13 protein-coding genes are annotated in these 13,219 nt (G+C 71.5%); 12 read left to right on the forward strand and 1 reads right to left on the reverse strand.

Going from position 1 to position 13,219, the window contains the following annotated elements:
* Positions 1 to 16 precede the first annotated feature (16 nt).
* Complete coding sequence (locus RY076_RS04770) at positions 17 to 490, reverse strand: DUF4178 domain-containing protein (RefSeq protein WP_323096461.1); 474 nt, start codon at positions 488 to 490, stop codon at positions 17 to 19.
* 170 nt (positions 491 to 660) lie between these two features.
* Between RY076_RS04770 and RY076_RS04775 the strand changes: the two genes are divergently transcribed.
* The 12 genes from RY076_RS04775 (at position 661) to RY076_RS04830 (ending at position 13,163) form a co-directional block, all read left to right on the forward strand.
* Entirely contained in the window at positions 661 to 1,707 is a 1,047-nt protein-coding gene (locus RY076_RS04775) for an ABC transporter ATP-binding protein (RefSeq protein ID WP_323096462.1), read from the forward strand.
* Position 1,708: 1 nt separating this feature from the next.
* Entirely contained in the window at positions 1,709 to 2,479 is a 771-nt protein-coding gene (locus RY076_RS04780) for an MlaE family ABC transporter permease (RefSeq protein ID WP_323096463.1), read from the forward strand.
* 7 nt (positions 2,480 to 2,486) lie between these two features.
* On the forward strand, positions 2,487 to 3,401 hold the full coding sequence (locus tag RY076_RS04785) for an MlaE family ABC transporter permease (RefSeq protein WP_461782305.1): 915 nt from the start codon (positions 2,487 to 2,489) through the stop codon (positions 3,399 to 3,401).
* The gene (locus RY076_RS04790) at positions 3,398 to 4,765 is read left to right on the forward strand and encodes an MCE family protein (RefSeq protein ID WP_323096464.1); all 1,368 of its coding nucleotides are present in this window, start codon (positions 3,398 to 3,400) and stop codon (positions 4,763 to 4,765) included. Before RY076_RS04785 ends, RY076_RS04790 begins: the two co-directional genes overlap by 4 nt.
* Entirely contained in the window at positions 4,762 to 5,793 is a 1,032-nt protein-coding gene (locus tag RY076_RS04795; protein WP_323096465.1) for an MCE family protein, read from the forward strand. The genes RY076_RS04790 and RY076_RS04795 overlap by 4 nt, the downstream gene beginning before the upstream one ends.
* Positions 5,790 to 6,821 carry an MCE family protein gene (locus tag RY076_RS04800; RefSeq protein ID WP_323096466.1) on the forward strand — a complete coding sequence of 344 codons (1,032 nt, stop codon included), beginning with the start codon at positions 5,790 to 5,792 and terminating at the stop codon, positions 6,819 to 6,821. Before RY076_RS04795 ends, RY076_RS04800 begins: the two co-directional genes overlap by 4 nt.
* Complete coding sequence (locus RY076_RS04805; RefSeq protein ID WP_323096467.1) at positions 6,821 to 8,014, forward strand: MCE family protein; 1,194 nt, start codon at positions 6,821 to 6,823, stop codon at positions 8,012 to 8,014. The genes RY076_RS04800 and RY076_RS04805 overlap by 1 nt, the downstream gene beginning before the upstream one ends.
* A gap of 29 nt (positions 8,015 to 8,043) precedes the next feature.
* Complete coding sequence (locus tag RY076_RS04810) at positions 8,044 to 9,246, forward strand: MCE family protein (RefSeq protein WP_323096468.1); 1,203 nt, start codon at positions 8,044 to 8,046, stop codon at positions 9,244 to 9,246.
* The gene (locus RY076_RS04815) at positions 9,243 to 10,562 is read left to right on the forward strand and encodes an MCE family protein (protein WP_323096469.1); all 1,320 of its coding nucleotides are present in this window, start codon (positions 9,243 to 9,245) and stop codon (positions 10,560 to 10,562) included. Before RY076_RS04810 ends, RY076_RS04815 begins: the two co-directional genes overlap by 4 nt.
* Before the next feature lie 64 nt (positions 10,563 to 10,626).
* Positions 10,627 to 11,307: a hypothetical protein gene (locus tag RY076_RS04820; RefSeq protein WP_323096470.1), complete on the forward strand. Its 681-nt coding sequence runs from the start codon at positions 10,627 to 10,629 to the stop codon at positions 11,305 to 11,307.
* Positions 11,291 to 12,109 (forward strand): hypothetical protein, encoded by an 819-nt coding sequence (locus RY076_RS04825; protein WP_323096471.1) that lies wholly within the window; start codon positions 11,291 to 11,293, stop codon positions 12,107 to 12,109. Before RY076_RS04820 ends, RY076_RS04825 begins: the two co-directional genes overlap by 17 nt.
* 79 nt (positions 12,110 to 12,188) lie before the next feature.
* Positions 12,189 to 13,163, forward strand: coding sequence for a nitrilase-related carbon-nitrogen hydrolase (locus RY076_RS04830; RefSeq protein ID WP_323096472.1), 975 nt, complete (start codon positions 12,189 to 12,191; stop codon positions 13,161 to 13,163).
* Positions 13,164 to 13,219: the final 56 nt, after the last annotated feature.

Consider the following 13,219-nt stretch of genomic DNA (forward strand, 5'->3'; position numbering starts at 1 on the left):
GCTGCGCCCCGGTGGGTCAGCCCGGCACGTCGTGGTAGGCGATGACGGCGTCGGGGTCGACGCGTCGGCCGGTGCTCAGCTCCCACACCCCGCCGTCGAAGCTCTCGAACACGAGCACCGCGTCCGAGCCGCTCGTGTACTCGACGAAGTCGCACGTGCCCTCGGGGCCGGTGCCCGTGTCGCCGGTGGCCGTGAAGGTCGCCGTTCCCGCCTCGTCGAGGATCCAGTCACGCCCGTCGAGGGTGACGCCGTCGAGGTCGGGCTCGGCGACGAGGTCGGCGCGCGTCGTCCACTCCACGACGGTCTCGCGCAGGCGCGGCCGGATCGCGACCCACTCGCGGGTGCCGACGCGGTCGCCCTCGACGCAGTGCTCCTCCCAGCGGCGCTCCTCACTGGTGAAGCGCAGGGTGCCGAGCACGAGGCGTGGCCGGCCCTGGACCTCCACGAACGCGCCGGGTGTGACCTGGGATGGCCGCAGTCGTGCCCGCATCCGGCCTCCTCGTCGCGCCCCGAGTGCGACGAGCGCCACACAGCGTTCTCCAAGGTTAGGGCTCCACGCGGCGGAATGGCGGACCGACGCCGACTCGCGCGTAACTTCGCCCGGAACCACTCGTTTCCCAGTCAACCGAGTCGAGACGGTCGAGAACGAGTAGGTGCCACATGGGTGTGGAGATCGCGGTCAGCGGTCTGACGAAGACCTTCGGGTCCCAGACGATCTGGAAGGACGTGACGCTGACGCTCCCCGCGGGGGAGATCTCGGTGATGCTGGGCCCCTCCGGCACCGGGAAGTCGGTGTTCCTCAAGACGCTCGTCGGGCTGCTCAAGCCCGACGCCGGGTCGATCGTCATCAACGGCCAGGACCTCACACGGCTGCGCGAGCACGACCTCTACGAGGTCCGCAAGCTCTTCGGCGTCCTCTTCCAGGACGGTGCGTTGTTCGGGTCGATGAACCTCTACGACAACGTCGCCTTCCCGCTGCGCGAGCACACGAAGAAGAGCGAGTCGGACATCCGCCGGATCGTCACCGAGAAGATGGACCTCGTCGGCCTCTCCGGCGCCGAGGGCAAGCTCCCGGGTGAGATCTCCGGTGGCATGCGCAAGCGCGCGGGGCTGGCCCGCGCGCTTGTGCTCGACCCCGAGATCCTCCTCATCGACGAGCCCGACTCGGGCCTGGACCCGGTGCGCACGTCGTACATCAACCAGCTCTTCATCGACCTCAACGCGCAGATCGACGCGACGTTCCTCATCGTCACGCACGACATCAACACCGCGCGCACCGTGCCCGACAACATCGGCCTGCTCTACCACCGGCACCTGGCGATGTTCGGGCCCCGCGAGATGCTGCTGTCCTCGGAGGAGCCGGTCGTGCGCCAGTTCCTCAACGCCCAGACCGTCGGCCCGATCGGCATGTCGGAGGAGAAGGACGCCGACGAGCTGGCCGCGGAGTCCGGTCAGGAGCTGCCCCCGCTGCCACCCATCGCGCTCCAGCTGGGCACGAGCGACGGCTCGCCCCGGCGTGCCGAGCGCCCGGCGGGCGAGTGGTGCCAGGCCAACGGGATCACCCCTCCGCCCGGGTCGTTCGAGTCCCACCGGGCCGGCGTGCCCGGAGTCCGCGCCGGGACGCCGTCCGCCCCGTCGGCGTCGAGCAGCTCCCCGACCGGCCCCGCGCAGCCGGTGCCGGCCGCCGCCCTGGACGGGGTGGGCTGAGATGGCTGCACCCCTCACCGGCGCCCTCCGGCAGTCGGGCTCGCTCTTCGCGCTCGCCCTCGACGTCATCCGCGCCCTGCCTCGTCGCCCGTTCCAGGTCAAGGAGTTCATCCAGCAGGCGTGGTTCATCGCCAGCGTGACGATCCTTCCGACGGCCCTCGTGTCGATCCCGTTCGGTGCCGTCATCGCCCTCCAGCTCGGCACCCTGACCCGCCAGCTCGGAGCGCAGTCCTACACCGGTGCCGCGAGCGTCCTCGCCGTCCTGCGCGAGGCGAGCCCGATCGTCACCGCGCTGCTCATCGCCGGCGCCGGCGGCTCGGCCATCTGCGCCGACCTCGGCTCGCGCAAGATCCGCGAGGAGATCGACGCGATGGAGGTGCTCGGCATCAGCCCGATCCAGCGCCTCGTCGTGCCGCGCGTGCTCGCCTCGATGCTCGTCGCGCTGCTGCTCAACGGGCTCGTGTCCGTCGTCGGCGTCGTCGGCGGCTACGTCTTCAACGTCATCGTCCAGGGCGGCACGCCGGGCGCCTACATCGCGAGCTTCACCGCGCTCGCGCAGCTGCCCGACCTCTGGACCGCCGAGATCAAGGCTCTGATCTTCGGCGCCATCTCCGCGATCGTGGCCGCCTTCAAGGGCCTCAACGCCGGCGGTGGTCCCAAGGGCGTAGGCGATGCCGTCAACCAGAGCGTCGTCATCACGTTCATGCTCCTGTTCGTCGTCAACTTCGTCATCACGGCCGTGTACTTCCAGGTCGTCCCGCAGAAGATCTGAGGCCACGATGACCACGACGACGAACCCCGCCCCGACGCCGTCCGGCCGCCCCCCGCGGTCCCGGACCGAGCGCCGCAGGCCCGTCGGCCCCGCTGCCGCCAAGGCCCTGCGCCTCGCGAGCGCGCCGGCGCGCGCGCGCGACTCGCTCGGCGAGCAGATGCGCTTCTACGTCCGCTCGCTCGCGTGGAGCGGCCGCACGCTGCGCCGCTACAAGAAGGAGGTCGTGCGCCTCCTCGCCGAGGTCTCGCTCGGCACCGGCGCGCTGTCGGTCATCGGCGGCACGGTCGGCGTCATCGCCTTCCTCGCCTTCTTCACCGGCACCGAGGTCGGCCTGCAGGGCTACTCCTCGCTCGACCAGCTCGGGACCGGCGCCTTCACCGGTTTCTTCTCCGCCTACCTCAACACCCGCGAGATCGCCCCGCTCGTGGCCGGCCTGGCGCTCGCGGCCACGGTCGGGTGCGGCTTCACCGCCCAGCTCGGCGCGATGCGCATCTCCGAGGAGGTCGACGCACTCGAGGTCATGGGCATCCCGTCGCTGCCCTTCCTCGTGACGACGCGCATGATCGCCGGGTTCGTGGCCGTCGTGCCGCTCTACGTCCTCGGGCTGCTCAGCTCCTACGCCGCGACGCGGTTCATCTCCACCTCGTACTTCGGCCAGAGCGAGGGCACCTACGACCACTACTTCCACCTGTTCCTGCCACCGGGCGACGTCTTCTGGTCCTTCGGCAAGGTCATGGTGTTCGCGGTCGTCATCATCCTCATCCACTGCTACTACGGCTACACCGCCTCGGGCGGCCCGGCCGGCGTCGGCGTCGCCGTCGGCAAGGCGGTGCGCACCTCGATCGTCGCCATCAACATCGTCGACTTCTTCCTGTCCCTCGCGATCTGGGGCGCGACGACGAGCGTGAGGATCGCCGGATGACCGCCACCGCGCCCGAGCGCGTCACCGACGTCAGCACCGACTCGACACCCGGCCCGCTCACCCAGCACACGCGAAAGCGGCTGGGGCAGAAGGCCTACGGGCTCGTCTTCCTCCTCGTCGTGGCGCTGCTCGTGGCGCTGTCGGTGGCCACCTTCCAGAAGCGCTTCACCCCGGTCGTCATGGTCACCCTCGAGACCAACCGGCTCGGCAGCCAGCTGCAGGAGAGCAGCGACGTCAAGCTGCGCGGCCTGCTCGTCGGCGAGGTCCGTAGCGTGTCGGCCACGCCCGACGGCGCCCGGCTCGAGCTGGCCCTGCAGCCCGACCAGGTCGACAAGATCCCCGAGAACGTCAACGCGCGCCTCCTGCAGAAGACCCTCTTCGGCGAACGCTACGTCGACCTCGTCACCGTCGCGGCGCCGAGCGCGAAGCCCCTGCAGGCCGGCGACGTCATCACCCAGGACCGCAGCACCGTCGGCATCGAGCTCGAGAGCGTCCTCGACGACCTCTACCCGCTGCTGCGCACCGTCCAGCCGGCCAAGCTCGCCACCACCCTCAACGCGCTGTCGACGACGCTCGACGGGCGCGGCGAGCGCATCGGCAACAACCTCCAGATGCTCGACCGCTACCTCAAGGCGATCAACCCGCAGATGCCCGTCATCCAGGACGACATCAGCCTGCTCGCCGACGTCAGCAACCTCTACGCCGACGTCAGCCCCGACCTCTTCCGGCTCACCGAGTCGCTGCGCGTCACCAACCGCACCATCGTCGAGAAGGACCAGCAGCTGGCCGCCTTCCTCGTGGGCACGGCCGGGTTCGCCAACACGACGGCGGGCTTCCTGCGCGACAACGGCGACCGCATCATCCAGGTCGGACGCGTGTCCCGGCCGACGCTGCAGCTGCTGTCCGAGTACTCGCCGATCTACCCGTGCATGGCCTCGGGGCTGGTCAACTGGCTGCCGCGCGTCAACCAGGCGTTCTCCGGCGGCGTCTTCCACATCACCCTCGAGGTCGTGCCGCCGCGCGATGCCTACAAGCCCGGCGAGGAGCCGAGCTGGCAGGAGAGGCGCGGCCCGAACTGCTTCGGCCTGCCGAGTCCGACCGGCTCCCAGTCGAACCCGTTCAAGGGCCACCACTTCGACGACGGCACGCAGCCCGCGGGCAGCGGCACGCCGTTCAGCGCGATCCCGCAGGCGCTGCTCGGCGGGGCGGGCGCGTCCGACTCGGGGTCGGCCGGCACCGCTGACGAGCAGCGGCTCGTCGCGGCGCTGCTCGCCCGTGACGACTCCGGCGACGCGAGCCCCAGCGGCATCCAGACGCTGCTCGCCGGCCCTCTCATGCGCGGAACGGTGGTGAGCACCCGATGAAGTGGAAGGGATCGCTCGTCAAGCTCGTCGTCTTCGCTCTCGTGACGCTCGCCGCCACCGGCGTCCTCGCCATGACGATCGCCAACATCCAGTTCGGCACCAAGGCCTCCTACACCGCCATGGTCACCGACGCGACGGGGGTCGTCGAGGGGCAGGACGTGCGCATCGCCGGCGTACGCGTCGGGGAGGTCTCCGGCGTCCACGTGGCGAAGGCGCCCGGAACGGGCCAGTCGGTCGCCCAGATCGACTTCACGGTGCTCAAGAGCTCGGTGCTGACCCAGGGCACCGAGGTCACCGTCAAGTACCGCAACCTCGTCGGCCAGCGCTACCTCGCGCTGACCCAGGGCACCGGCTCGCCGGCCGCGCTCGCCGACGGCGCGACGATCCCGCTCGCCCGCACCCACCCGGCGCTCGACCTCACGGTGCTCTTCAACGGCTTCAAGCCGCTGTTCGCGGCGCTGTCGCCCAAGGACGTCAACGAGCTGTCCGGGCTCCTCGTCGACACCCTCCAGGGGGAGGGCGGCAACGTCAACGCGCTGCTGGCCAAGACCGCGAGCCTCACCTCGACGCTCGCCGACCGCGACGCGGTCATCGGGCGCACCATCGACAACCTCAACGCCGTCCTCGGCACCGTCGACGCCCACGACCAGCAGCTGCTCGACCTCATCGACCAGCTCCAGCGGTTCACCAGCGGCCTCGCCGCCGACCGCGAGACCATCGGGCGCACCCTGACCGGCATCAACGACCTGTCCGCCGAGACCGCCGACCTGCTCGTCACGACACGTCCGCTCATCAAGGACGACGTCGCCCAGCTGCGGACCCTGTCGACGACGCTCAACAAGCCCGCCAACGTCAAGCAGTTCGAGGACTTCATCTCCTCGGCCCCGAAGCGCATCGAGACGCTGACCCGCACCGCGACGTACGGCTCGTGGTTCAACTTCTACCTGTGCCGCTTCGACACGAAGACCCCGATCCTGCCGGGCGTCACCCCCTCGTACGACGTCGCGGCCGCGAGGTGCCAGCCATGAGAACGCGCAGCAGTGTCCCCTTCCGCGAGCGCAACCCGGTGCCGATCGGCATCGCCGGGCTCGTCGTCATCGCCCTGATGCTCTACCTGGCGTTCAACGCCTCGAGCCTGCCGATCATCGGTGGCGGCACCGGCTACAGCGCGGCCTTCACCGAGGCCGGCGGCATCCGCCCCGACGACGACGTCCGCCTCGCCGGCGTCAAGGTCGGCAAGGTCACCGCCGTCGACCTCGAAGGCTCGCACGTGCGGGTCGACTTCGTCGTCACCGACGACGCGGCCCGCCTCGGCTCGCTCACCGGCGCCTCGATCCGGATGAAGACGCTCCTCGGGGCGAAGTACGTGGCGCTCGACCCCAAGGGCAGCGGGCAGCTCGACGCCGGGGCCCAGATCCCGACCTCGCGCACTGTCAGCTCCTACGACGTCATCAACGCCTTCCAGGACCTCACGACCACGACCGAGCGCATCGACACCGACCAGCTCGCGAAGTCGCTGACGGTCATGGCGACCGAGTTCCGCGACAGCCCGAAGTACGTCCGGTCGACGCTCGACGGCCTGTCGCGCCTCTCGCGCACCGTCGCGAGCCGCGACGAGCAGCTCTCCGCGCTGCTCCAGCGCGCCAACCGCGTCACCGGGCTGCTCAAGAGCCGCAACGAGCAGGTCGGCACGCTGATCCGCGACGCCGACGCGCTCATGGTCGAGCTGGCCAAGAGGCGTGAGGAGATCCGGACCCTCTTCCGCAACACCTCGGCGCTCGCCCAGCAGCTGACCGGCCTGTCGCGCGACAACCGGGCCCAGCTCAAGCCGGCCCTCGACGAGCTCGACCAGACCCTCGCCCTGCTCCAGAAGCACGACGCCGACCTCCAGAAGACGATCAAGCTCATGGCCCCCTTCACCCGTGTCTACGCGAACACCCTCGGCACCGGCCGCTGGTTCGACACGTGGGTCAGCAACCTCGTCGTGCCGGTCGGCACGCCGGGCCTGTCCCTGCCCGGCACGTCGCTGCCGCAGCTGCTCGGAGGTGGTCGCTGATGGCCGGCACCGGAGCCGCTGCCCGCTCGCGCTCGCTGCTCACGACACTCGTCGCCGCGGTGGCCGTCGTGGCGCTCGCCGCCGGGGCGTACACCTTCTGGCCGCGGGCCGAGCAGACGAGCGTCAGCGCCGACTTCACCCGGGCCGTCGGGCTCTACCCTGGTTCGGACGTGCGCATCCTCGGCGTCCGCGTCGGGCAGGTCGACACCGTGGTGCCCCAGGGCGACCACGTGCACGTCACCTTCAGCTACGACTCGAAGTACCGCGTGCCCGCCGACGCCAAGGCCGCGATCGTCGCGCCGTCGCTCGTGTCGGACCGGTACGTGCAGCTGCTGCCGGTGTTCACCTCCGGGCCGGCGCTGACGGCCGGCACCCGGATTCCCTTGGAGCGCACGGCGGTTCCCGTCGAGCTCGACCGGGTGTCGCAGAGTCTCGACGACCTCATGGTCGCCCTGGGCCCCGACGGAGCGAACAAGCAGGGCGCGCTCTCGCAGCTGCTCGAGACGTCGGCCGCCAACCTCGACGGCAACGGCACGAAGATCAACGGCACGGTCCACGACCTCTCCGCGGCCCTGTCGACGCTGTCCGGCAGCCGCGAGGACCTCTTCGGCACGGTGAAGAACCTCCAGTCCTTCACCTCGATGCTCGCGACGAACAACGACCAGGTGCGCCGCCTCAACAGCGACCTCGCCACCGTGGCCGTGCAGCTGTCGGCCGAGCGCGACGACCTGAAGTCCGCGCTGAAGAACCTCGGCGTCGCCGTCGACGAGGTGCAGTCCTTCGTCCGCGACAACCGTGCGGTCATCAAGACCGACCTCGACCGTGCCGTCACCGTCACCGGCTCGCTCGTCAAGCAGCGCGACGCCCTCGCGCAGGTGCTCGAGAACGCGCCGACGGCCCTGTCGAACCTGCAGAACGCCTACCACCCGCAGACGGGCACGCTCGACACGCGCAACAACGCCAAGGGCCTCGACGACCCGCTGCTGCTCGTCTGCTCGATCCTCACCGGGCCGACGAAGACCGGCAACACCAAGCTCTGCGACACGCTGCGCTCGGCGCTCATGCTCAAGCTCCCGCAGCTGCCGACCCTGCCGGGGGGCACCCTGCTGCGCGGCACGCCGCAGCCCGACGGCCTCGTCGACCTCCGTGGCGCCGACCCGTCGCTCGGTGGCCTCCTCGGGGGTGGCCGGTGATGTCGCCCGAGACCCGCCAGGAGACCCCGATGCGTCCGGTCCGGACCGTTCTCAAGGCCACCGCGACCGCCGTCGTCGCGTGCCTCGCCGTGGGCGGCTGCAACGCCTACGACCTGCCGCTGCCCGGTGGGGCCGGCGCCGGCGACGACGCCTACACCGTCACCGCCGAGTTCTCCGACGTGCTCGACCTCGTGCCGCAGTCGTCGGTCAAGGTCAACCAGGTCACCGTCGGCACCGTCGAGGACATCTCCGTCAACGGCTGGACCGCGACGGTGCGGATGCGCCTGCCGCGTTCGGTCGTGCTGCCGGACAACGCGACCGCCGAGCTCAAGCAGACCTCGCTGCTCGGCGAGAAGTACGTCGCGCTCGCGCCCCCCACCGGCGTCGCCCCCGAGGGCCGCCTCTCCGACGGCGACCGCATCCCCCTGGCGCGCACGACCCGCAACCCCGAGGTCGAGGAGGTGCTCGGCGCCCTGTCCCTGCTGCTCAACGGCGGCGGCGTGGCACAGCTCAAGACGATCGAGGCCGAGCTGAACAACGCCCTGCGCGGTCGCACCACCGACGTCCGCGACGTCATCGGCCAGCTCGACACCTTCGTCGGCGGCCTCGACGCGCAAAAGTCGGAGATCGTGCGGGCGCTCGACGGGATCGACCGGCTGAGCCAGACCCTCGCCGACCACCGCGACGAGATCGGCAAGGCCCTCGAGGAGCTGCCTAAGGGCCTGAAGATCCTCGCCGACCAGCGTCGCCAGCTGACCGCGATGCTCACGGCGCTCGACCGCCTCGGAGCCGTCGGCACGCGCGTCATCAAGGGCTCCAAGGCCGACCTCGAGGCCAACCTGCGTGCGATCAGCCCGATCCTGCGCCAGCTGAACAAGGCCGGCGACGACCTGCCCAAGAGCTTCCAGCTGCTGCTGACCTACCCGTTCCCGAACAACGCCCAGTCCACGATCCGGGGCGACTTCACCAACCTCTGGATCACCCTCGACGCCAACGTGGGGACCATCGCCGACAACCTCGGCATCGGCAAGCTGCCCTCGGGCGGCCTGCCCTCGCTGCCGGGTGTGCCACTGCCGTCGGTGCCCTCGGTGCCGAAGATCCCGGTGCCCTCGGTCCCGGGGGTGCCCGTGCCGACGACGCTGCCCGGGCTGCCCCTCGGCCAGTCGGCGTCGGGCTCCGGCTCCGACAGCTCGGCCTGGTCCTCGCTCTTCCCGACGGGAGGCTCCCGGTGATCACCCGTACCGTCCGCATCCAGCTGGCCGCCTTCGCCCTGCTGACCGTCGTGCTCGTCGCCGTGCTGTCGGCGAACTACGTCGGGCTCACCGACAAGATCATCGGCGGCAGCTACGTCGTGTCGGCCGACCTCGCCGAGTCCGGCGGCATCTTCGTCGGCGCCGAGGTCACCTACCGCGGTGTCACCGTCGGACGTGTCGAGGCAATGCACTTGTCCGGCAACGGAGTCCGCGTCGACGCGCGCCTCGACCGTGGCACCGAGGTGCCCAAGGACACCTCGGCCGTCGTCGAGAACCGTTCGGCCGTCGGCGAGCAGTACCTCGACCTGCAGCCGCGCACCGACCGCGCCCCCTACCTCGCCGAGGGCGACGTCGTGCCCCGCGACGACACCGCCTTCCCGATCCGCATCGACCAGCTGCTGCGCCACGTCGACCGCACGGTCGCCTCGGTGCCGCGCGACGCCCTCGTCACGACGGTCGACGAGCTGGGCAAGGCCTTCGCGAACGGCGGCTCCGACCTGCAGCGCCTCGTCGACTCCGGTGACGCGCTGACCACCGCGGCCACGCAGGCCCTCCCCGAGACGACGCGGCTCATCGACGACGGCCGCATCGTCATGACGACGCAGAAGAAGAGTGACGACGACATCCGCACCAGCGTCTCCGGCTTCGCCGACGTGGCGGACGCGCTCAGGCAGGCGGACCCCGACCTGCGCCTCGTCCTCGACCGCGGTGCCGTGGCCGTCAACCAGCTCGACGGGCTCATCGCCGAGAACAAGCAGAGCCTCGCGGCGCTGCTCGCGAACTTCATCACCATCGGCAACGTCACGACCGCCCGGCTCGACGGCATCGAGCAGATGCTCGTCACCTACCCCGACGTCGTCACCGGCGGGTTCACCGTCATCCCCGGCGACGGCACGGCCCACTTCGGGCTCGTGCTCAACGCCGACAACCCCAAGGCCTGCGAGGCGGGGTACGGCGGCACGAAGAAGGTCGAGCCGCACCAGACCCAGAACCTGCCGCCGACGAACTTCGACGCGCACTGTGCGGCGGCCCGCGGCTCGGGCGTCAACGTCCGCGGTGCCCAGAACGAGCCGAAGCCGCGCCCCGGTGGCCAGGGCGGTGCGAGCTACCCGATGGCCTTCGGGTCGACGCCGGTCGCGCTCGGCAACCCGGCCGTGACCTCCGACAGCCCAGCCTCGTTGTCCGTGCAGGCACCGGTCGCCCCGACCGGTGGACCCGGTTCGGCAGCGAACCCGACCAGCACCACCGACAACGGTCCGAGCTGGCTCTGGATGATGCAGGAGGCGCTCCGGTAGGCGCCGCACGGCACCATCCCGGGCACCCAGGCCTCGCGGCCGGTGACGGAAGGACACCCCTCGAATGACCACGGTCACCCACCACCCCTCCGGCAGGCGCGACCCCGCCTCCGACGACCCCCACGCGGCCGACGCGACGGACGCCCCCCACACGCCGCACGCTCCCGGCGCACGCGACGCGTCCCTGGACGCCGAGCACCCGGAGCAGCCCGAGCAGCCCGAGCAGCCCGAGCCGCAGGACGTCCGGCGCCCCCGGACGTGGCGGCCCACCCCGCGCGTCCTCTGGGCGCTCGCGGCGGTGCTCGCCCTCGCGGCGATCGCGGTCGCGGCGACGCTCGGGCGCGCCGCGTGGCAGGCCCGTCAGGCCGACGAGTCCCGGTCGGCCGCGCTCGCCGCCGGCAAGCAGATCGCCGTCAACTTCGTGACGATGCGGGCCTCGAGCTTCGACGCCGACACCAAGCGCGTCCTCGACGAGGCCACCGGCCAGTTCCGCACCGAGTACGCCTCGACGCTGGCCCAGCTCAAGCCCGTCGTCACGGCGAACAAGACGGTCTCGACCGTCGAGCGTGCGGAGGCCTCGCTCGTGTCCTCCGACGACGACTCGGCCCGCGTCATCGTCGGGGTCGTGGCTCCCACGACCAACGCGTCGACGAGCACCCCGGAGAAGAAGACCTACCGCCTGCGCCTCGACCTCGTGCGCGTCGGCGACGCCTGGAAGGTGAACGCCCTTGACTTCGTCAGCTGACACCCGCCGGACGCCGCAGCCCGCCGCGTCGGCCAAGACCCCCGCCCGTCGCCGCGTCGCCGGCTCGCGACGCCGCGAGCCCGCCGGCGCGGGCCGCCCGGAGGCGCTACGCACGGTCACCGCACCGGTCCCGGTCGAGGACCCGAGCACCGACCGGGTCGGCCACACGCCCACCGACGTGACCGACGCGGCCACCGGCCGCACCACCGAGGTGACCACGAAGTACGCGACCCGTACGCCGGAGGCATCCGAGGCCGACACACCCGCCGGGACCAGCGAGGCCGACGCATCCGACGCGTCCGACGCGTCGACCCCGCGCCGCCGGCTGTGGCCCGCCGCCACGGCGGCCGTCCTCGCACTCGCGCTGCTCGCGACGACCCTCGTCCTGTCGCTGCGCCCGAGCGTCTCCGACGCCGACCGCGGCGCGGCCGTCGGGTCGGCCCGCACGACGCTCGAGAGCCTCCTCAGCTACACCGGCACCACCTTCGACCAGCACGTCGCGCAGGTGACGCCGCAGCTCGCCTCGCCCTTCCGCGAGCAGTTCGCGAAGGTCGCCACGGCCGACATCAAGCCCATGGCGGTCAAGAACGGCGCGACCGTCCAGGCCAAGGTCTACGACGTCGGCGTCATGGACACCACCGGCGACGGCGGCGAGGGCACCACGGTGCGCGTCATGGCCTTCGTCAACCAGGCGACGACGACGAAGGCGAGCACGACCCCCGCGATCGACCAGAACCGGGTCATCGCGACGATGCGGAAGGTGGGGGAACGCTGGCTCGTCAGCGACCTGGCCGCATTCTGACGGGGGCTGGTCCCGGGCGCCCCCAGGGGTCGTCCGGGACCGGGGCCGGGGTGGCCCGCGGGTTGGCATACTGCCCCCTGTGAAGCTCATCCAGGCCAATGGTGTCCCCGAGTCCCTCGCCCGCGTCGACGCGCCGCAGGCCCCGCCGGTCCGGGTCGGACTCGTCCAACACGCGTGGGTCGACGACCCCGCCGCCCTCGTCGAGACGCTGCGCGACGGCGTCCGCACCGCCGCCGAGGCCGGCGCCTCGGTCGTCTTCCTCCCCGAGCTGACGCTGTCGCGCTACCCGGCCGACAGCCTGCCCGAGGGCACCCCGAACGCCATCGCCGAGGACCTCGAGACCGGCCCGACCGCCACCTTCGCGCGCGAGGCCGCCCGCGACTTCGCCGTGCACGTGCACGCCTCGCTCTACGAGAAGGCGGACGCCCCCGACGGCTCGGCCGACGGGCTCGGCTTCAACACCGCCGTCGTCGTGGCACCGAGCGGCGAGGTCGTCGCGCGCACCCGCAAGACCCACATCCCCGTGACGGCCGGCTACTACGAGGACAAGTACTTCCGGCCGGGTCCGCCCGACGCCGCGTACCCGGTCGTCGAGCTCGCCGACCCGGCGCTGCGCCTGGGCCTGCCGACGTGCTGGGACGAGTGGTTCCCCGAGGTCGCGCGCCTCTACTCCCTCGGCGGCGCTCAGGTGCTCTGCTACCCGACGGCGATCGGCTCCGAGCCCGACCACCCCGACTTCGACACCCAGCCGCTGTGGCAGCAGGTCATCGTCGGCAACGGCATCGCCAACGGCCTGTTCATGGTCGTGCCGAACCGCTACGGCACCGAGGGCCTCATCACCTTCTACGGCAGCTCGTTCATCTCCGACCCGTACGGGCGGATCCTCGTGCAGGCGCCGCGCGACGAGGCGGCCGTGCTCGTCGCCGACCTCGACCTCGCCCAGCGCCAGGACTGGCTCGACCTCTTCCCGTTCCTGGCCACCCGGCGCCCCGACTCCTACGCCGCGCTCGCCGAGCCGGTGCGTCCCGAGCACCGACGCGAGGTGGCCGGGTGACCACGCCGGTCCCCGACGCGTCGAGCGGGTCCGACGCACCCAGCGCGCCCGACGCG

The organism is Intrasporangium zincisolvens (genome assembly GCF_034724055.1).
GTDB lineage: Bacteria > Actinomycetota > Actinomycetes > Actinomycetales > Dermatophilaceae > Monashia > Monashia zincisolvens.